The organism is Streptomyces sp. JW3 (assembly GCF_052216785.1).
GTDB lineage: Bacteria > Actinomycetota > Actinomycetes > Streptomycetales > Streptomycetaceae > Streptomyces.
In genome coordinates, this window is sequence record NZ_JBQOUX010000061.1 from 1 (window position 1) to 17,392 (window position 17,392).

The following is a 17,392-nucleotide window of genomic DNA, read 5'->3' on the forward strand; positions in this document are numbered from 1 at the left end:
CCCCGCGTCCTGCGGGGACCGCCCCTCGGATGTCCTGTGTCCTGTGCCGGGTGCCCGGTCAGGCGGTGTGCCGGCGCTGTTTCTTGTTGCCGCGCACCGCCATGTACACCATGTCTCCGACCCCGACGATGATGATCGCGGCGACCAGCTGGAAGAGATGCCGCCACCAGTCGATGCCGGAGGTGGCGTCGACGCCGGCCGCTCGGGCGACCGCGTTGCCGACGATGGCACCGAGCATGCCGAAGATCGTGGTCAGCCACAGAGGGCTGTGCTGCTTGCCCGGAATGATCGCCTTGGCGATCAGACCGAGCACGAATCCGACGATGATCGCCCACAACCAGCCCATGGCTGCCTCCTCGTCCGGCTCTACGTGAGCATTACCGCCACCCTGGGCCCCTACCGCGTACGGCGCACGGTGGGTACGTCCGAACGGGGGACGCACCCGGGCGCCGCGGCGCACTCCGATCGCTCCGGTGCGAGGTCCCCCGGTCTCGTGGGCGGCGCAGCCGCGGCGTACCGTAAGAGCTGTCCTTGGCCCGCCACCCCGAGCGGCCGCGGACGGGTACGGGCGGGGAGGCTCCGATGCGAGCGGGCGGTGGAATGTGATGCGGAAGCGGAGCGGCGGCGGCAAGGCCGAGGTGTTCCGGATCACCGGTGCCCGGACGGGTCTGGAGGAGGACGTTCGCGGCCGGCAGCGCCGGTACGTCATCTCGATGTCGGTCCGCACCCTGGCGGTGATCCTCGCGGCCACCCTGTGGAACGTGGAACGGCACGTCGCGATCGTGGCGCTGGTGCTCGGGGCGGTGCTGCCGTACGTCGCGGTGGTGATCGCCAACGCCGGGCGGGAGAACGCGCCGGGACTGCCGACGACGTTCGTGACCGCGCCGACGCCGCCGATGATCGAGCCGCCGGCCGCGTCGCGCGGCTTCGCGGAATCCGCCCCGGAAGATGCCGACACCGATCGGACCGCGGGTGTACGTCGACCATCGAGTGACTTTTCTTGATCGGAACTAGACGTTACCGAACGGAATCGATCGGCTCGGATGATGGTCAAGTCCTCGCCAAGCCGTCGAGAAGCTCGCTTCAATCATGTTGTTCCGGTCCCGAACGGCGGACCACCCGTGACATACTCGGTAAGCGCTCCGCATCCCCCGTCGGAGCGATGGACCGACGCCGGGCAGCTCCCCCCGTGGCTGCTCGGCGTCGCCTTTTTGCGCGGCTCGTCCGCGCGACCTGTTCCGCACGACTTGCGAGACGAACCTGTGAGTGACGAGACGACCCCGGTCTGCTCCGCCAAGGGCTGCCGCAGCGCCGCCGTGTGGGTGCTGGCGTGGAACAACCCGAAGCTGCACACCCCGGAGCGGCGCAAGACGTGGATCGCCTGTGACGAGCACCGGGAGCATCTGTCCCAGTTTTTGGGCGTACGGGGGTTCCTGAAGGACGTCGTCCCGCTCGCCGACTGGGAAGCCGGTGCTTGACCCGTCCTAACCCCCGATCGCCGACATCGGCCGGTCCGGCTGGACGAAGGTCGGGTCGTCCAGGCCGGCGCCCGCCTTCTTGCCCCACATGGCGAGCTTCCAGACGCGGGCTATCTCCTCGTCCGGCGCGCCGGAACGCAGGGCGGCCCGCAGGTCGGTCTCCTCGCGGGCGAACAGGCAGGTGCGGACCTGGCCGTCGGCGGTCAGCCGGGTGCGGTCGCAGGCGGCGCAGAACGGGCGGGTGACGGAGGCGATGACGCCGACGCGGTGCGGGCCGCCGTCGACCAGCCAGCGCTCGGCGGGGGCCGAGCCGCGCTCCTCGGCGCCCTCCTCGGTCAGCTCGAAGCGGGTGCGCAGCGAGGTGAGGATGTCGCCGGCGGTGACCATGCCCTCGCGCTTCCAGCCGTGCTGGGCGTCCAGCGGCATCTGCTCGATGAAGCGCAGCTCGTAGTCGTGTTCGACGGCCCAGGCGAGCAGGTCGGGGGCCTCGTCGTCGTTGAGCCCCGGCATCAGGACCGAGTTGACCTTGACCGGGGTGAGGCCGGCCTCGCGGGCGGCGTGCAGGCCGTCCAGGACGTCCTTGTGCCGGTCGCGGCGGGTGAGGGTCTTGAAGACGTCCGGGCGCAGGGTGTCCAGCGAGACGTTGACCCGGTCCAGGCCGGCCGCCTTCAGGGCCGCCGCCGTGCGCTTGAGGCCGATGCCGTTGGTGGTCAGGGACATCTGGGGGCGCGGGCCGAGGGCGGCGACGCGCTCCACGATGCCGGGCAGGCCGGGGCGGAGCAGCGGCTCGCCGCCGGTGAAGCGGACCTCCGTGACACCCAGGGAGGTGACCGCGATACCGATGAGTCGGACGATCTCGTCGTCCGTGAGCAGATCGGGTTTGGCCAGCCACTGCAAGCCCTCCTCGGGCATGCAGTACGTACACCGCAGGTTGCAGCGGTCGGTCAGCGAGACCCTCAGGTCGGTGGCCACTCGGCCGTAGGTGTCGATGAGCACGTGGGCCCCCTCCCTCGACGCGGATCGCATGGAGCTCTTGACTCCTCCGATACCTGCGAGCCTACGTGACCCCGCCGACATCGACAGCGGCCGGAAGCCACCAGGTACGCCCCGGCCCCGTCGTAGGGAGCTACGACGGGGCCGGGACGCCAGGGGGAATCAGTGGGCGCCGGTGCCGGTCAGGGACCGGACCTCCAGCTCCGCGTACTTGCCGGTGTCCGGCCCCTCCTTGGACAGGACGGTGCCGAGCCAGCCCATCAGGAAGCCGAACGGGATGGAGATGATGCCGGGGTTCTTCAGCGGGAACCAGGCGAAGTCGACGTCCGGGAACATCGAGGTGGCGTCGCCCGAGACCACCGGCGAGAACAGCACCAGGCCGACGGCGACCACCAGACCGCCGTAGATCGACCACAGCGCGCCCTGGGTGGTGAACCGTTTCCAGAACAGGCTGTAGAGGATGGTCGGCAGGTTGGCGCTGGCGGCGACCGCGAAGGCCAGGGCGACCAGGCCGGCCACGTTCAGGTCGCGGGCCAGGGCGCCGAGCGCGATGGAGACGATGCCGATGAAGACGGTCGCCCAGCGGGCCGCCCGCATCTCCTCCTTCTCGGTGGCCTGGCCCCGGCGGATGACGTTGGCGTAGATGTCGTGCGCGAAGGACGACGACGAGGCGAGGGTGAGACCGGCCACCACGGCGAGGATGGTCGCGAAGGCCACCGCCGAGATGGTGGCCAGCAGGATCGCGCCCCAGGCCGAGTCGACGCCGCCGACGTGCAGGGCGAGCAGCGGGGCCGCCGTGTTGCCGGACGGGTTGGAGTCGGTGATCTCCTTCTGCGAGATGAGCGCGGCGGCGCCGAAGCCGAGCGCGATGGTCATCAGGTAGAAGGCGCCGATGATGCCGATCGCCCAGTTCACGGACTTCCGGGCGGCCTTGGCGTTGGGCACCGTGTAGAAGCGGATCAGGATGTGCGGCAGCCCGGCGGTGCCGAGCACCAGGGCGATGCCGAGCGAGATGAAGTCCAGCTTGGTGGTGCCGGTCGCGCCGTACTGGAGGCCGGGCTCCAGGAAGGCGGCGCCCTTGCCGCTGTTCTCGGCGGCGGTGCCGAGCAGGTCGGAGATGTTGAAGTCGAACTTCAGCAGCACCAGGAAGGTGATCAGGACGGTACCGCTGATCAGCAGCACCGCCTTGACCATCTGCACCCAGGTGGTGCCCTTCATGCCGCCGATGGTGACGTAGACGATCATCAGGACGCCGACCAGGGCGACGATGAGGACCTTGCCGGCGTCGGAGGTGATGCCGAGCAGCAGCGAGACCAGGACGCCGGCGCCCGCCATCTGGGCCAGCAGGTAGAAGATCGACACCACGATGGTGGAGGTGCCGGCGGCGGTGCGCACCGGCCGCTGGCGCATCCGGTAGGCGAGCACGTCGCCCATCGTGTACCGGCCGGAGTTCCGCAGCGGCTCGGCGACCAGCAGCAGCGCCACCAGCCAGGCGACCAGGAAGCCGATGGAGTACAGGAAGCCGTCGTAGCCGAAGATGGCGATGGCGCCGGCGATGCCCAGGAAGGACGCGGCGGACATGTAGTCGCCGGAGACCGCCAGGCCGTTCTGGAAGGCGCTGAACTGCCGGCCGCCCGCGTAGAAGTCGGCGGCGTCCTTGGTCTGCCGGCCGGCCCAGACGGTGATGACGAGCGTCGCGACCACGAAGACCGCGAACAGGGTGATGATCAGCGGCCGGTGCTCGCTGGCCTCGTTGGCCGCCAGGAAGACCTGTCCTGTGGTGCTCACGCGCCGCCCTCCATCCGGGACTTGATGGCCTCGGCCTTGGGGTCGAGCTGGGCGGCGGCGTGCCGCGAGTACCACCAGGCGATGAGGAACGTGGTGAGGAACTGGGCGAGGCCGAACACGAGGGCCACGTTGATGTTGCCGAAGAGCTTGGTGCCCATGAAGCCGCCCGCGTAGTTCGACAGCAGGACGTAGAGCAGGTACCAGGCGACGAAGCCGATGGTCAGCGGGAAGGCGAAGGAGCGGAAGGAACGGCGCAGTTCACCGAATTCCGCGCTCTGCTGCACCTCGGCGAACTCCTCCTGGGAGGGCAGCCGGTGTTGCTCTTGCGAGGGGGGCGGTGCGTCGGTGGCCACGGAGTCTCCTCGTACGACGGACATGACTGCTGTACCTAACGGTGCGGGGGCTGATCGTGCTGGTGCTCCCTGACCAACGACACGGAGCCGCCCGGGGCCCGGTTCACCGCCCGGACCACTTTCCGAAGTCACCCTCGGCCGGGACATTGCTGGCCAGCGGCCGGGGGAGATAACTTCAGCCTGCACACCCGACATGTACCTGCCCGGACGCCCTCGGCCGGGACGCTTCCCTCGGGGCACCCGCACGAACTGCACCGTCCGCACCACGGAAGAGACTGGAGAGTTCTGTACATGACCGTGTCTCACTCGCGTCACCACCGCGCGCTGGCGATCCCGGCGGGCCTGGCCGTGGCGACGGCCCTCGCGTTCCTGCCCAATGTGCAGGCGTCCGCCGCCGAGTCCCCGTCGGCCTCGGCCGACGCGACCTCGCTCAGCTATGTCGTCAACGTCAAGGCCGGCCAGGCTCCCTCGGCCGCCGTCAAGCGCGCGATAGCCGAGGCCGGCGGCACCGTCGTGACGTCGTACGACCGGATCGGCGTCGTCGTCGTGCACTCCTCGAACCCGGACTTCGCCGGGACCGTCCGCAAGGCGCGCGGTGTGCAGTCGGCCGGTGCCACCCGCACCGCGCCGCTGCCGTCGGCCGCCACCACCGACGTGGGCACGCCGAAGGTGCTCAGCGCCACCGAGGCGGCAGCCGCCGAGGCCGTCGCAGCGGGCCAGGACCCGCTGGAACCGCTCCAGTGGGACCTGCCCGCCATCAAGGCGGACAAGGCGCACGAGAAGTCGCTGGGCAGCAGCAAGGTCACCGTGGCCGTCATCGACACCGGCGTGGACGACACCCACCCGGACATCGCCCCGAACTTCGACCGCGCGGCCTCCGTCAACTGCGTGTCGGGCAAGCCGGACACCACCGACGGCGCCTGGCGGCCGACCGCCGAGGAGTCCCCGCACGGCACGCACGTCGCCGGTGAGATAGCCGCCGCGAAGAACGGCATCGGCATGACGGGCGTCGCGCCCGGCGTGAAGGTGTCCGGCATCAAGGTCTCCACGACCGCCGGCTTCTTCTACACCGAGGCCGTGGTCTGCGGCTTCATGTGGGCGGCCGAGCACGGCGTGGACGTCACCAACAACAGCTACTACACCGACCCGTGGTACTTCAACTGCAAGGACGACCCGGACCAGAAGGCGCTGGTCGAGGCCGTCAAGCGGGCCTCGTCGTATGCGGAGAAGAAGGGCGCGGTCAACGTCGCCGCGGCCGGCAACGAGAGCTACGACCTCGCCGCCGACGAGATCACCGACCCGGTCTCCCCCAACGACTCCACCCCCTCCGACCGGGTGATCGACCCGTCCGAGTGCTACGACATCCCGACCCAGCTGCCCGGCGTCGTCACCACCGCGGCGACCGGCGCCAAGGGCCTGAAGTCGTCCTTCTCCAACTACGGCAAGGGCGTCATCGACATCGCCGCGCCCGGCGGTGACTCGACGGCGTACCAGCCGCCGGCCGCGCCCGCCACCAGCGGCCTGATCCTGGGCACGCTGCCCGGCGGCAGGTGGGGCTACATGGCCGGTACGTCGATGGCGTCGCCGCACGTCGCGGGCGTCGCCGCGCTGATCAAGTCCACCCACCCGCACGCCTCGCCCGCGCTGGTGAAGGCGCTGCTGTACGCCGAGGCCGACGCCACCGCGTGCACCGACCCGTACGACATCGACGGCGACGGCAAGGTCGACGCGGTGTGCGAGGGGTCGAAGAACCGCAACGGCTTCTACGGCTGGGGCACGGCGGACGCGCTGGACGCGGTGACCAAGTAGGTACGAGGTCGAGGGGGGCGCGGGGACGTACCGCCGGTCGTCTGCTGGACTTGCCCGGTCGAAGGACGACTGGTGAAGATCCTGAGGTGACCTTGATACGACCCACGCCCCCGTCGGCCGGGGCCCGGGGGCGCCCGCGCCCGGGTCCCGGCACCGGCCGGGCCGTGGCCGTGCTCGCCCTGGTGGCGCTGGCCGCGCTGATCCCCCTGCTCGGCCCGTCCCCGGCGCTGCACGGCACCGGGGAGGCCGAGGCGCCCGGCACCGGCCCCATCGCCCTGCTGCGCGCGGTGCTGTTCGCGGCGCTCGCGGTCCCGCTGGGCGAACTGTTCGCCGGGCGGCAGGCCCGCTCCCTGCCGGGCGCCGCCCCGGTCGCGCCGCGCAGCTGGTCGGTGCCCGCGGCCGTCGTCGGTTTCGGCGCCGCGCTGGGACTGGCCTCGGTGGTGGCCACCGGCAACCTGGTGCCGGACGGCCTCGCCGACATCGACGTGGGCGGGCTCTACGCCACCCGGGACGGCAAGCTCGCGCTCCTGGAGGTCAACGCGTTCCTGGTGGCGGGGCTGTGCGCCGCCTCCGGCCGGCCGGGAACGCAGGTGTGGCCGCTGGCCGCGGTGGTGGTGGCGGAGGCCCTGCGCGCGCATCCCCCGACCGAGCAGAGTCCGCTGCTGGGCTCCGCTCTGACGCTGCTCCACCTCACCTGCGGCTGCTTGTGGGTGGGCGGTCTGCTGCATGTGCTGCGGGTGCTCGCCCGGTGGCGGGGCGCCGGGGCCTACGCCGGGGCGGGTGCCGCGACGGAAGGGGGAGCGGGCGCCGCGACGGATGGGGAAGCGGAGGCCGCGACGGAAGTGGGAGCGGGTGCCGCGCTGCTGGGGCGGTACGCGCGCGTGGCGGCCGTGCTGCTGGCCGTCATCACGGCGACGGGGGTGTGCAGTTCGCTGCGCCGGATGCCGGCGGGCTCGCTCCTCGGCCAGTTGACGGACACGGCCTACGGGCGGGTCCTGCTCGCCAAGGTGCTCCTGGTCGCGGCCGTCGCCGCCCTCGCCCTGTGCGCCCGCGTCCGGCTGGGCCGCGCGCCCGACCCACTGGCCGCCTGCTCCCCCGCCCGCGCGGAGGTCGCCGTCCTGGGCGTGGTGGTCGCGGTCTCCGGGCTGCTGACGGCGCTTCCGGTCCCGATCCGCTGGTGACGAGCCGTGCCGGGCGGACCGGGAACCGCCTTCCCGCGAACGCGGCAACCGTCACCGGCTCCCCGCGCGGCCCGCATCCGGCCGGCCCGTCGGCGGTCCGCTCACCCGCGCGGAGGTCGCCGTCTTCGCGCGGCGCTTCCCGTACGGGGCCGCCGGCGGCCGGGCGAAGGGCTGCGCCCGCGGCGGAAGTTGGCGGCGAGCGGGGGCTCGGGGACCGGACTGTCAGTCGTGGCCCGTATCCTCTGGGACCATGCTCGAAGACCAGACGACGGCGGTGTCCTCCCCCACGGCGTGGCCGGCCGCGTATCCGCAGGGATACGCGGTTGTTGACGTCGAGACCACCGGCCTGGCCCGCGACGACCGGATCATCTCGGCGGCCGTCTACCGGCTCGACGCGCGCGGCGAGGTCGAGGACCACTGGTACACGCTGGTCAATCCGGAGCGGGACCCGGGCCCGGTGTGGATACACGGCCTGACGAGCGAGGTGCTCGAAGGGGCGCCGCTCTTCCGGGACGTCGCCGAGGAGTTCGCGGCCCGCCTCGACGGCCGGGTGCTGGTCGCGCACAACGCGGTCTTCGACTGGCAGATGATCGCCCGCGAGTACGCCCGCGCGGAGCGCGAGGCCCCGGTGCGCCAGCGGCTGTGCACCATCGCGCTCGCCAAGGAGCTGGCGCTGCCGCTGCCCAACCACAAGCTGGAGTCGCTCGCCGCGCACTTCGGTGTGGTGCAGCGGCGGGCGCACCACGCGCTGGACGACGCGCGGGTGCTGGCCGAGGCGTTCCGGCCGAGCCTGCGCGCCGCGGCGGCCGGCCTGGTCCGGCTGCCGCTCCAGGAGTGCCGGCCGTTGACCGAGTGGGCGGACCGCCCCGCGCCCCGGATCGGCCACCAGGCGGGCGGCTCCGGCGGCTACCGGCCCACCAGTTGGCGTCCCGCCCGCAAACGGCCCGCCTGCCCCTATCCCAACCCGGGCCGGTACAAAGACGGCAAACCGCTCAAGCAGGGCATGCGGATCGCCTTCTCGGGTGACACGTCGGTCGAGCGGGAGCTGCTGGAGGACCGTGCGGCCGAGGCCGGTCTGCATGTCGCGACCAGCCTGTCCCGGCTGACCAGCCTGCTGGTCACCAACGACCCCGACTCGGGCACCTCCAAGGTGGTCAAGGCCCGGCAGTTCGGCACGCCGGTGGTGGACGAGGCGGCGTTCGGGCAACTGCTGCGGGACGTCGAGCCGGCCGACGGCTGACCCGTCTGACCCGTACCGACTCGTACTGACCCGTACCGACTCGTACTGATCCGTACCGACTCGTACTGATCCGCACTGACTCGTACAGGCGTGTGACGTCGCTCGGGTGAAAGCCGGACGAGACGGGTGAAAGCCGGGCGACTCGCCCGGCGTCCACTCGCCCGCGCCACCGCGACGGCTCACCCTGTGGCGCATGGCGACATGTGAAGTCTGCGGCAACAACTACGGCATGAGCTTCGAGGTGCACGCGCAGGGCGCGGTGCACGTCTTCGACTGCTTCTCCTGCGCGATCCACCGCATGGCCCCCATCTGCGAACACTGCCGGGTGCAGATCATCGGGCAGGGCGTGGAGGTCGACGGCCACTGGTACTGCGGCGCGCACTGCGCCCGCTCGGAAGGGAGGACGGGCGTCGTCGACAAGGTCTGACCCGGCTGCCGACGCCCCACGACCGAGTTGTACGGTCGTGGGGTGTACCGCTTCCTGTTGTCCCGGCAGTGGGTGATCCTCACGCTGGTCGCCCTGCTCCTCATCCCCACGATGATCAGGCTGGGCTTCTGGCAGCTGCACCGCTACGAGGAGCGCACCGCCCGCAACGACCTGGTCGCCGAGGCGCTCGGCGCCGACCCGGTGCCGGTGGAGCGGCTGACCGCCCCGGGCCAGAAGATCACCACCGACGAGCGGTACCGCACGGTGACCGCCAAGGGCCGCTTCGACACCGCCGACGAGGTCGTCGTCCGGCGCCGCACCAACGCCGACGACGAGGTCGGCTACCACGTGCTCACCCCGTTCGTCCTCGACGACGGCAAGGTGCTGCTGGTCAACCGGGGCTGGATCGCCGCGGACGGCCCCAGCCAGACCGAGTTCCCGAAGGTCCCCGCCCCGCCGTCCGGCGAGGTCACCGTCACCGGGCGGATGATGCCCGACGAGACGACCGAGGCCAGCGGCATCAAGGACCTCAAGGGCCTGCCCGACCGGCAGATCATGCTGATCAACAGTGAGCAGGAGGCCGAGCGGCTGGACGCGTCGGTGCTCGGCGGGTACGTCGTGCTGACCGCGCCGGAGCCGAAGGGCGGCACCCCGGAGCTGATCGGCAGGCCCGGCAACGAGGACGCGGCGCTGAACTTCGCGTACGCCATCCAGTGGTGGCTGTTCTCCGCGGCCGTCCCGGTCGGCTGGTGGTTCCTGGTCCGCCGCGAGGTGCGCGACCGCGCCCAGGCGACCGAGGACACCGAGGCCGAAGCGGCACAACCGGCGGCCGTGTAGCCCCACCGCGCCCCACCGCCGCTTGATTGCGGGGCACCCTCTTGGGAAGACGGTCCCCGTGCACCCCCGTATCGAGGACTACGCGATCATCGGTGACGAGCAGACCGCGGCGCTGGTCGCCGCGGACGGCTCGGTGGACTGGCTGTGCCTGCCCCGCTTCGACTCCGCCGCCTGCTTCGCCAAGCTGCTCGGCGACGAGGACAACGGCCACTGGCGCATCGCCCCCGAGGGCGCCGGGCGCTGCACCCGCCGCGCCTACCGCCCCGACACCCTGGTCCTGGACACCGAGTGGGAGACCGCGGCCGGCTCGGTCCGGGTCACCGACCTGATGCCGCAGCGCGACCGCGCCCCCGACCTGGTCCGGGTGGTCGAGGGGATCAGCGGCGAGGTGACCGTGCGCAGCACGCTGCGGCTGCGCTTCGACTACGGGTCCGTGGTGCCGTGGGTGCGCCGGTCCGACGGGCACCGGGTGGCCGTCGCCGGGCCGGACTCGGCGTGGCTGCGCAGCGAGCCCGAGGTGCGCACCTGGGGCGAGGACTACGGGACGCACTCCGAGTTCACCGTCAGGGCGGGCGAGAAGGTGGCGTTCGTCCTCACCTGGCACCCCTCGCACGAGCCCCGGCCGCCGCTGGTGGACCCGTACGAGGCGCTGGAGCACAGCGTCGCCGACTGGCGGTCCTGGGTCGCGCGCTGCCGCTACGACGGCCCCTACCGGGACGCGGTGGTCCGCTCCCTCATCACGCTGAAGGCGCTCACGTACAAGCCGACCGGCGGCATCGTGGCCGCCGCCACCACCTCGCTGCCGGAGGAGCCGGGCGGGGTGCGCAACTGGGACTACCGGCACTGCTGGCTGCGCGACTCCACGCTCACCCTGGGCGCGCTGCTTGCGGCGGGCTATGTGGACGAGGCCGAGGCATGGCGGAACTGGCTGCTGCGCGCGGTGGCCGGCTCCCCCGCGGATCTCCAGATCATGTACGGGCTGGCCGGTGAGCGCCGGCTGCCCGAGTCGGAGCTGCCCTGGCTGTCCGGTTTCGAGAACTCGACGCCGGTGCGGATCGGCAACGACGCGGTCAATCAGCTCCAGCTGGACGTGTACGGCGAGGTGATGGACACGCTGTCGCTGGCCCGGGCGGCGGGGATGCCGGCCGAGCGCCAGATGTGGCAGTTGCAGCGGGCCCTGCTGGACTTCCTGCGCACCGCGTGGCGCCGCCCCGACGAGGGGCTGTGGGAGGTGCGCGGCGGGCGCCGCCAGTTCGTGCACTCCAAGGTGATGGCATGGGTCGCGGCGGACCGCGCGGTGCGCACCCTGGAGGACGAGCCGGAGCTGGGCGGCGACCTGGACGGCTGGCGGGCGCTGCGCGACGAGATCCACCGGGAGGTGTGCGAGAAGGGCTACGACCCCGAGCGCAACACCTTCACCCAGTACTACGGCTCCCGGGAGCTGGACGCCGCGCTGCTGTTCATCCCCCGGGTCGGCTTCCTGCCGCCGGACGACCCCCGGGTGACCGGCACCATCGACGCGGTCTCCCGGGAGCTGACCCGCGACGGGCTGGTGCAGCGCTACAGCACCTCGGGCAGCACGGTGGACGGGCTGCCGGGCGACGAGGGCACCTTCCTGGTGTGCTCGTTCTGGCTGGCGGACGCGCTCCAGCTGACCGGCCGCACCAAGGAGGCGCGGGACCTGTTCGAGCGGTTGGTGGGGCTCGCCAACGACGTGGGGCTGCTGGCGGAGGAGTACGACCCGGTGGCCGGCCGGCAGCTCGGCAACTTCCCGCAGGCGTTCAGCCACATCGGCCTGGTGCACACCGCCCTCGCGCTGGCCGGGGACGAAGAGGCAGGATAGGCGCATGGATCTTGGACTGAGGGACCGGGTGTACGTCGTCACCGGGGCCACCCGGGGCCTGGGCAACGCCACCGCGCGGGCACTGGTCGCCGACGGGGCGAAGGTGGTCGTCAGCGGCCGGGACGAGAAGAGCGTCGCGGACGCGGCCACGGCTCTTGGACCGAACGCGGTCGGGGTGGCCGCCGACAACGCCGACCCGGCGACCGCGGAGCGGCTGATCGGCGCCGCGCGGGAGCGGTTCGGCCGGTTCGACGGCGTGCTGATCAGTGTGGGCGGGCCGCCGGCCGGGTTCGCCGCCGACATCACCGACGAGCAGTGGCAGGGCGCGTTCGAGTCGGTCTTCCTCGGCGCGGTGCGGCTGGCCCGGACGGCGGCGGCCGAACTGGGCCCCGGCGGCGTCATCGGCTTCGTGCTGTCCAGCTCGGTGCACGAGCCGGTGCCGGGCCTGACCGTCTCCAACGGGCTGCGGCCGGGGCTGGCCGGCTTCGCCAAGTCCCTCGCCGACGAGCTGGGCCCGCACGGCGTCCGGGTCGTGGGCGTGCTGCCGGGCCGCATCGACACCGACCGGGTCCGCGAGCTGGACGCCCGGTCCGCCGACCCGCAGGCCACCCGCACCGCCTCCGAGTCCCGTATCCCGCTGCGCCGCTACGGCGCCCCCGAGGAGTTCGGCCGCGCGGCCGCGTTCCTGCTCTCCCCGGCGGCGTCGTACGTCACGGGCGTCATGCTGCCGGTGGACGGCGGCTCACGGCACGGTTTCTGACCACGGGAACCGGTCAGCTCACCCGCTCCGCCCGGTGCCCCACGCCCTTGAGCCGGACCTCGGTCGGCAGCGCTTCGAGACCGGCCGAGGCACGGGCGTGCGCGAGGGCCCCGGTGGTGAGGCCGTCCAGGGCGGTGCCGGGGTCCACGTGCGGTTCCAGGCGGAGCCGTACCCGGGCCCTGGGGGCGCTGCGCCGCCCGGTGAGCCGTACGTCGGCGCGGGCCACGCCGTCCAGCCGGCCCGCGTCGGCGGCGCACGCGTCCTCCAGCGCCCGGCCGCGCAGCACCGCGCCCTCGCCGTCGCCGGTGTCGACGAGGATCTCGCCGAGCCGGCGCCGGCGCAGTACCGCGACCAGCCACCACAGGGCGAGCAGCAGCAGGACGGCGAGCGCGGCGATCAGCACCGGCCACCACCAGCCGGCGTCCCGCCACCGGGTCCGCTCGGCCTGGCTGAGCAGCACGTCGTGGCGCGAGTCGTGGATCCACCAGGAGGGCGCCTTCACCCCGAACCCGACGGCGAGCACCGAGCCGCCGAGCACCAGCAGTACCAGCCCGACGAGCGCGAGCAGCACCCGGTCGACAGTCCTGAGCACCGTTGCCTCACCCCTTCCGTCCGGGCCGCCGCACCTTCACCGACAGGCGGGGCGGCCGGGCCAGGCCCAGCCCCCGCACCGTGTCGCCGAGCGCGGTGTCCAGATCGGCGCGTACGTCGTCCAGTTCACGGAAGTGCGCCACCGCGCGCGCCTTGGCCTTCGACCGGCGGACGCGGACCTTCGCCGACTGCACCCCGGCGACCTCCATCGCCCGGTCGCGCAGCACCGTCGCGGCGGCGTCCCGGTGCAGTCCGGCCCGGACGTCGGGGTGCGTGCGGCGCATCGGCAGCACGGCGCGCAGACCGGGCGTGAGCGCGAGCAGCAGCAGCCAGAGGCCGAGGGCGGCGGCGAGGCCGGCGCCGACCAGCACCCAGGTGTCGTCCAGCGGGCGGCGGGCGAGCTGCCGGGCCAGTTCGCGGCGCCAGGCCATGCCGGGCCGGTCGGCGCGCACGGCCACGATGTCGTACAGGAAGAGCACGGCGAGGGCCAGGAGCAGCAGGGCGACGATGCCCGCGGGGACCCGCCGCGCCGACCAGAAGCGGTGCGCCCGGCCGCCGGCTTCGGGGGCCGGGGCCGGCGGCTCGTCGTCGTGGCTCTTCTCCAGGACCGGCAGCCGGGCCGTGCTGCCCTGGGGATCGGCTGGTTGGCTCATCGCGTCCTTCCCTGTGCCGCGCCGTACTCCGCCGCCGGGTGCAGCCGCTCGACCCGCACGGCGACCTCCGGCACCTTCATGCCCGTCAGCGTGGACACCCGCTCGGCGACCCGGTGCCGGACCCGGCCGCAGCGGGCGCCGACGTCGCAGGGGTAGTCGAGTTCGAGGTGGACCCGGACGCGGGCCACCTCGTGGCGCACCACGACGGTCGCGTGCGGGCGCTCGGCGTCCGGCGGCAGTTCGCCGACCGCCTCGCGCGCCGCCTGGGCGGCCACCTTGGCGACGACCCGGTCGGCGATCCGGGTGGCGCCGCGCTCGCCGGGCGGTACGGCGTCCTCGGGTGCGGCGGTGTCCTCGGCCGCGTGCGGCTCGGTGGCCGCGCCGCTCACGCCGGTCACCGCCGGCGGTCGTCGCGGCTGCGGAAGAAGTCGCCCAGCTCCATGTCGCCCTCCAGGAGCCGGCCGACCACGAAGCCGACGGCGCCCAGGGCGGCCACCAGCAGGAAGGCGCCGAATCCGCCGAAGTATCCGGCGAAGCCGAGCGCCATGCCGGCGATCATGCCGACCACGGCCATGTTCATGGTGCGCTCTCCTCAGTCCGGAGCTGTCGGGGCCCGCTCACTGGATGCGTGGCTCCGGCTGCTCCTCGTCCTCTTCGTCGGGCAGTTTGACGTCACTGACCGCGATGTTGACCTCGACGACCTCAAGGCCGGTCATCCGCTCCACCGCCGCCACGACGTTCTCCCGCACATCGCGGGCCACGTCGGCGATCGACACGCCGTACTCGACGACGATCTCCAGATCGAGCGCCGTCTGCTTCTCGCCGACCTCGGCCTTCACGCCGCGCGTCACGCCCGACTTGGAGCCGCCGGGCACCCGGTCGCGTACCGCGCCGAAGGTGCGTGACATGCCGCTGCCCATGGCGTGCACACCCGCCACGTCGCGTGCCGCCATTCCGGTGATCTTCTCCACCACGCCGTCCGCGATGGTGGTCCGGCCCCGGCTGCCGGGGTCGCCGCCGCCTCGCCTGACCGACTGTCCCTTGCCCAGGCCCTCGGTCCCGACGTCCTGCCCGGACCGGCCTCGCTCCGTGGTCTCACTCATCGCCGTACGTCCCTTTCGGTCGTCGTCCTGAGACCACGTTAAGTGTGGTGGCGCGCTCGCGCGCCGGGGATGCGGCAGGCTGGACGAATGACGACGGCCGACCGGTGGACACGGACAGTACGGGAGCAACTGGGACTGGGCAGGTTCCTGCCCCTGGGCGGTCCGCCGGACGGGGCCTGGATCGCCGAACGGGCGGCGCGCGAGGTGCTGCTGACCGCGGTGGCCGGCCTGCCGGGGGTACGCCTTGACCGGCTGCGGATCGCGGCGGCCGATCCGGACGCCGCGCCCGAGCCGGCCGTACCGGCGCCGCCGAGCGCGCTGCCGCCGGGGCCGCTGCGGGTGACGGCCGACCTGGCGGCGACCGCGGCGGAGCCGTTGCCGGCGGTGGCGGCGCGGGTGCGGGCCACGCTGGCACAGGCGGCGGCGCTGCGGCTCGGGCTGACGGTCGGCGAGGTGGATCTGCGGGTGGTGGCGCTGCTGGACACCGACCCGGAGCCGGCCGCGCCGGACTCCCGGCCCACGGAGGCCGCCGGGAGCGGGGCGGGTGGCGCGGACGGCGCGGATTCCGACGAGGGCCGGGCCGGGCGGGCCGTGCTGGCGGTGGCGGGGGTGACGCGGCTGACCGGCACGCTGGGGCGTCCCGTGCACTTCTCCGCGCCGGCGCAGGGGGCGGTGCTGCCCCGGCGGCATGTGCGGGTGGAGTGCGCGGTGGGCGCGGGGCACCGGACGGTGGAGGTGGCCCGGCGGGTGCGGGCCGCGGTGGCGGACGCGGTGCCGGATCATCCTTCGGTGGCGGTGCTGGTGACTGCCGTCGAGTGACCGCGGGGGCCGGTCGGGTCCGGTTTTCGGGTGCGGGTGCGTCGTGGCTGGTCGCGCAGTTCCCCGCGCCCCTTGAGGGACGTTCCCCCACCGTTCTTTCCGGGGGCCGTTACTCGCCGAGTCCGGCCAGGTCGCGCAGGCGGCGGGCCTGGGCGGCGCGTTCCGCCGCGCGCTGGGCCTCCAGGTCCCTGGAGAGGGCGCCCTGGAGCAGCGCCTTGGTCTCGATCACCGCGTCGCGCGGTGCCGCCAGTACGGCCGACGCCAGGTCGCGTACGGCGTCCGTCAGCTGGTCGGCGGGCACGGCGAGGCTGGCCAGTCCGCTGCTGACCGCTTCCTCGGCCAGGACGAAGCGGCCGGTCACGCAGATCTCCAGGGCGCGCGCGTATCCGACCAGGCCGACGAGCGGATGGGTGCCCGTCAGGTCGGGGACGAGACCGAGCGAGGTCTCGCGCATGGCGAACTGCGCGTCGTCGGCGATCACCCGCAGGTCACAGGCGAGCGCGAGCTGGAAGCCCGCCCCGATGGCATGTCCCTGCACGGCGGCGATCGACACGATGTCGCTGCGCCGCCACCAGGTGAACGCCTCCTGGTACTCGGCGACGGCCGCGTCCAGTTCGGCGTCGCTGCCGCGCGCGAGGTCCAGGAACGACGGTTCGCCGTCGAAGCCCTCGGGCGTGAACGCCTGCCGGTCGAGCCCGGCCGAGAACGACTTGCCCTCGGCCCGCAGCACGACGACCCGCACGGAGCCCGGCAGCCGCCGTCCGGCCTCGGTGAGCGCCCGCCACAGAGCGGGGCTCTGCGCGTTGCGCTTGGCCGGGTTGGTCAGCGTCACCGTGGCGATCGCGTCGTCGACGGTGAGCCGTACGCCGTTCTGGTCGAGTACGGGGTGCTGCGCGGCCATGAGGCGCCTCCGATGCGTGCGGTCGGCTTGGTAGGCCGTACGGAGATCCGTACGGCGCACTTAAGTGACTGCACAGTAACCACCCGGTCGGTCATGTGTCCGACCGGGTGGCCACCATCGGAGAGCCGAGGGGCCGCCCGGGGAAATCAGGCCGAAGCGGCCTTCTTGCCCCGGGTCGCCCCGCCACGCCCTCGCAGCGTGACGCCCGACTCACTGAGCATGCGGTGCACAAAGCCATACGAGCGGCCGGTCTCCTCGGCCAACGCCCGGATGCTCGCACCGGCGTCGTACTTCTTCTTCAGGTCTGCCGCGAGCTTGTCGCGCGCGGCGCCGGTAACCCGGCTGCCCTTCTTCAGAGTCTCGGCCACCCGTGCCTCCTCATGGGAAGTGCGCTCTGGTTCTCCTCATGATCACCCCTCCGGGCCCCGATGGCCACCCATTCGGCAAGGTCGATGAGACAAGGTTGTGACGACAGGAGTGGTTCCGCACAAGCGGAACAACGAATTCCAAGACTTCTCGTCCGTACACCCGAACGGGTTGCTCCGAAGAAGTGGCTGGTCAGAAAGACGAAACGGCCGAGCCCCCGGGGACGGGCGGCTCGGCCGGGAAATCGATG

Annotated in this window: 21 protein-coding genes; 10 read left to right on the forward strand and 11 right to left on the reverse strand. The window is 72.8% G+C overall.

The features are described 5' to 3' along the window. Nucleotides 1-58 precede the first annotated feature (58 nt). The gene (locus tag ACTT8P_RS23440; RefSeq protein WP_442833678.1) at nucleotides 59-346 is read right to left on the reverse strand and encodes a GlsB/YeaQ/YmgE family stress response membrane protein; all 288 of its coding nucleotides are present in this window, start codon (nucleotides 344-346) and stop codon (nucleotides 59-61) included. A 259-nt stretch (nucleotides 347-605) separates the two neighbouring features. Between ACTT8P_RS23440 and ACTT8P_RS23445 the strand changes: the two genes are divergently transcribed. Continuing rightward, complete coding sequence (locus ACTT8P_RS23445) at nucleotides 606-1,004, forward strand: DUF3099 domain-containing protein (RefSeq protein ID WP_442833679.1); 399 nt, start codon at nucleotides 606-608, stop codon at nucleotides 1,002-1,004. 258 nt (nucleotides 1,005-1,262) lie between these two features. Next, on the forward strand, nucleotides 1,263-1,478 hold the full coding sequence (locus ACTT8P_RS23450; RefSeq protein ID WP_442833680.1) for a hypothetical protein: 216 nt from the start codon (nucleotides 1,263-1,265) through the stop codon (nucleotides 1,476-1,478). A 6-nt stretch (nucleotides 1,479-1,484) separates the two neighbouring features. Here ACTT8P_RS23450 and moaA read toward each other — a convergent pair whose 3' ends face one another. From moaA to ACTT8P_RS23465, 3 genes are all read right to left on the reverse strand, one after another. Further along, nucleotides 1,485-2,474: a GTP 3',8-cyclase MoaA gene (gene moaA, locus ACTT8P_RS23455; RefSeq protein WP_442833720.1), complete on the reverse strand. Its 990-nt coding sequence runs from the start codon at nucleotides 2,472-2,474 to the stop codon at nucleotides 1,485-1,487. A 159-nt stretch (nucleotides 2,475-2,633) separates the two neighbouring features. Continuing rightward, complete coding sequence (locus ACTT8P_RS23460) at nucleotides 2,634-4,259, reverse strand: solute symporter family protein (protein WP_442833681.1); 1,626 nt, start codon at nucleotides 4,257-4,259, stop codon at nucleotides 2,634-2,636. Next, complete coding sequence (locus tag ACTT8P_RS23465) at nucleotides 4,256-4,612, reverse strand: DUF485 domain-containing protein (protein ID WP_442833682.1); 357 nt, start codon at nucleotides 4,610-4,612, stop codon at nucleotides 4,256-4,258. The genes ACTT8P_RS23460 and ACTT8P_RS23465 overlap by 4 nt, the downstream gene beginning before the upstream one ends. Nucleotides 4,613-4,903: 291 nt before the next feature. On the opposite strand from ACTT8P_RS23465, the gene ACTT8P_RS23470 reads away from it, so the two are divergent. The 7 genes from ACTT8P_RS23470 (at nucleotide 4,904) to ACTT8P_RS23500 (ending at nucleotide 12,709) form a co-directional block, all read left to right on the forward strand. Further along, a complete protein-coding gene (locus ACTT8P_RS23470) occupies nucleotides 4,904-6,421 on the forward strand; it encodes a S8 family peptidase (RefSeq protein WP_442833683.1) in 1,518 nt (505 codons plus the stop codon). 86 nt (nucleotides 6,422-6,507) lie between these two features. Further along, nucleotides 6,508-7,602, forward strand: a complete 1,095-nt coding sequence (locus ACTT8P_RS23475) for a CopD family protein (RefSeq protein WP_442833684.1) — start codon at nucleotides 6,508-6,510, stop codon at nucleotides 7,600-7,602. 250 nt (nucleotides 7,603-7,852) lie between these two features. After that, nucleotides 7,853-8,842: a DEDDh family exonuclease gene (locus ACTT8P_RS23480; protein WP_442833685.1), complete on the forward strand. Its 990-nt coding sequence runs from the start codon at nucleotides 7,853-7,855 to the stop codon at nucleotides 8,840-8,842. Between the two features lie 193 nt (nucleotides 8,843-9,035). After that, complete coding sequence (locus ACTT8P_RS23485) at nucleotides 9,036-9,269, forward strand: hypothetical protein (RefSeq protein WP_442833686.1); 234 nt, start codon at nucleotides 9,036-9,038, stop codon at nucleotides 9,267-9,269. A gap of 42 nt (nucleotides 9,270-9,311) precedes the next feature. Then, entirely contained in the window at nucleotides 9,312-10,106 is a 795-nt protein-coding gene (locus ACTT8P_RS23490; RefSeq protein WP_442833687.1) for an SURF1 family cytochrome oxidase biogenesis protein, read from the forward strand. 58 nt (nucleotides 10,107-10,164) lie between these two features. Continuing rightward, nucleotides 10,165-11,949: a glycoside hydrolase family 15 protein gene (locus tag ACTT8P_RS23495; protein WP_442833688.1), complete on the forward strand. Its 1,785-nt coding sequence runs from the start codon at nucleotides 10,165-10,167 to the stop codon at nucleotides 11,947-11,949. A 4-nt stretch (nucleotides 11,950-11,953) separates the two neighbouring features. Then, on the forward strand, nucleotides 11,954-12,709 hold the full coding sequence (locus ACTT8P_RS23500) for an SDR family oxidoreductase (RefSeq protein ID WP_442833689.1): 756 nt from the start codon (nucleotides 11,954-11,956) through the stop codon (nucleotides 12,707-12,709). A 13-nt stretch (nucleotides 12,710-12,722) separates the two neighbouring features. Here the strand turns inward: ACTT8P_RS23500 and amaP are convergent, their stop codons facing one another. The 5 genes from amaP to ACTT8P_RS23525 are packed head-to-tail and all read right to left on the reverse strand — an operon-like array spanning nucleotide 12,723 to nucleotide 15,056. Next, nucleotides 12,723-13,301 (reverse strand): alkaline shock response membrane anchor protein AmaP, encoded by a 579-nt coding sequence (gene amaP / locus ACTT8P_RS23505; protein WP_442833690.1) that lies wholly within the window; start codon nucleotides 13,299-13,301, stop codon nucleotides 12,723-12,725. Between the two features lie 7 nt (nucleotides 13,302-13,308). Further along, nucleotides 13,309-13,953 (reverse strand): DUF6286 domain-containing protein, encoded by a 645-nt coding sequence (locus tag ACTT8P_RS23510; protein ID WP_442833691.1) that lies wholly within the window; start codon nucleotides 13,951-13,953, stop codon nucleotides 13,309-13,311. Beyond that, nucleotides 13,950-14,351, reverse strand: coding sequence for a hypothetical protein (locus tag ACTT8P_RS23515; protein WP_442833692.1), 402 nt, complete (start codon nucleotides 14,349-14,351; stop codon nucleotides 13,950-13,952). Before ACTT8P_RS23515 ends, ACTT8P_RS23510 begins: the two co-directional genes overlap by 4 nt. After that, entirely contained in the window at nucleotides 14,348-14,533 is a 186-nt protein-coding gene (locus ACTT8P_RS23520) for a hypothetical protein (protein WP_361172276.1), read from the reverse strand. The genes ACTT8P_RS23515 and ACTT8P_RS23520 overlap by 4 nt, the downstream gene beginning before the upstream one ends. A 37-nt stretch (nucleotides 14,534-14,570) precedes the next feature. Beyond that, nucleotides 14,571-15,056, reverse strand: a complete 486-nt coding sequence (locus ACTT8P_RS23525; protein WP_442833693.1) for an Asp23/Gls24 family envelope stress response protein — start codon at nucleotides 15,054-15,056, stop codon at nucleotides 14,571-14,573. Between the two features lie 87 nt (nucleotides 15,057-15,143). Between ACTT8P_RS23525 and ACTT8P_RS23530 the strand changes: the two genes are divergently transcribed. Further along, the gene (locus tag ACTT8P_RS23530; RefSeq protein WP_442833694.1) at nucleotides 15,144-15,875 is read left to right on the forward strand and encodes a nucleopolyhedrovirus P10 family protein; all 732 of its coding nucleotides are present in this window, start codon (nucleotides 15,144-15,146) and stop codon (nucleotides 15,873-15,875) included. A gap of 109 nt (nucleotides 15,876-15,984) precedes the next feature. Here the strand turns inward: ACTT8P_RS23530 and ACTT8P_RS23535 are convergent, their stop codons facing one another. Next, a complete protein-coding gene (locus ACTT8P_RS23535) occupies nucleotides 15,985-16,776 on the reverse strand; it encodes an enoyl-CoA hydratase/isomerase family protein (protein ID WP_442833695.1) in 792 nt (263 codons plus the stop codon). Between the two features lie 146 nt (nucleotides 16,777-16,922). After that, nucleotides 16,923-17,144 carry a helix-turn-helix domain-containing protein gene (locus ACTT8P_RS23540; protein ID WP_018567695.1) on the reverse strand — a complete coding sequence of 74 codons (222 nt, stop codon included), beginning with the start codon at nucleotides 17,142-17,144 and terminating at the stop codon, nucleotides 16,923-16,925. Nucleotides 17,145-17,392: the final 248 nt, after the last annotated feature.

What these genes read in the sequence shown, in the direction of transcription:
- ACTT8P_RS23440 (WP_442833678.1), bottom strand. Translation starts at nt 346, where the DNA reads ATGGGCTGGTTGTGGGCGATCATCGTCGGATTCGTGCTCGGTCTGATC.
- ACTT8P_RS23445 (WP_442833679.1), top strand. Translation starts at nt 606, where the DNA reads ATGCGGAAGCGGAGCGGCGGCGGCAAGGCCGAGGTGTTCCGGATCACC.
- ACTT8P_RS23470 (WP_442833683.1), top strand. Translation starts at nt 4,904, where the DNA reads ATGACCGTGTCTCACTCGCGTCACCACCGCGCGCTGGCGATCCCGGCG.
- ACTT8P_RS23480 (WP_442833685.1), top strand. Translation starts at nt 7,853, where the DNA reads ATGCTCGAAGACCAGACGACGGCGGTGTCCTCCCCCACGGCGTGGCCG.
- ACTT8P_RS23485 (WP_442833686.1), top strand. Translation starts at nt 9,036, where the DNA reads ATGGCGACATGTGAAGTCTGCGGCAACAACTACGGCATGAGCTTCGAG.
- ACTT8P_RS23500 (WP_442833689.1), top strand. Translation starts at nt 11,954, where the DNA reads ATGGATCTTGGACTGAGGGACCGGGTGTACGTCGTCACCGGGGCCACC.
- ACTT8P_RS23510 (WP_442833691.1), bottom strand. Translation starts at nt 13,953, where the DNA reads ATGAGCCAACCAGCCGATCCCCAGGGCAGCACGGCCCGGCTGCCGGTC.
- ACTT8P_RS23520 (WP_361172276.1), bottom strand. Translation starts at nt 14,533, where the DNA reads ATGAACATGGCCGTGGTCGGCATGATCGCCGGCATGGCGCTCGGCTTC.
- ACTT8P_RS23525 (WP_442833693.1), bottom strand. Translation starts at nt 15,056, where the DNA reads ATGAGTGAGACCACGGAGCGAGGCCGGTCCGGGCAGGACGTCGGGACC.
- ACTT8P_RS23530 (WP_442833694.1), top strand. Translation starts at nt 15,144, where the DNA reads ATGACGACGGCCGACCGGTGGACACGGACAGTACGGGAGCAACTGGGA.
- ACTT8P_RS23535 (WP_442833695.1), bottom strand. Translation starts at nt 16,776, where the DNA reads ATGGCCGCGCAGCACCCCGTACTCGACCAGAACGGCGTACGGCTCACC.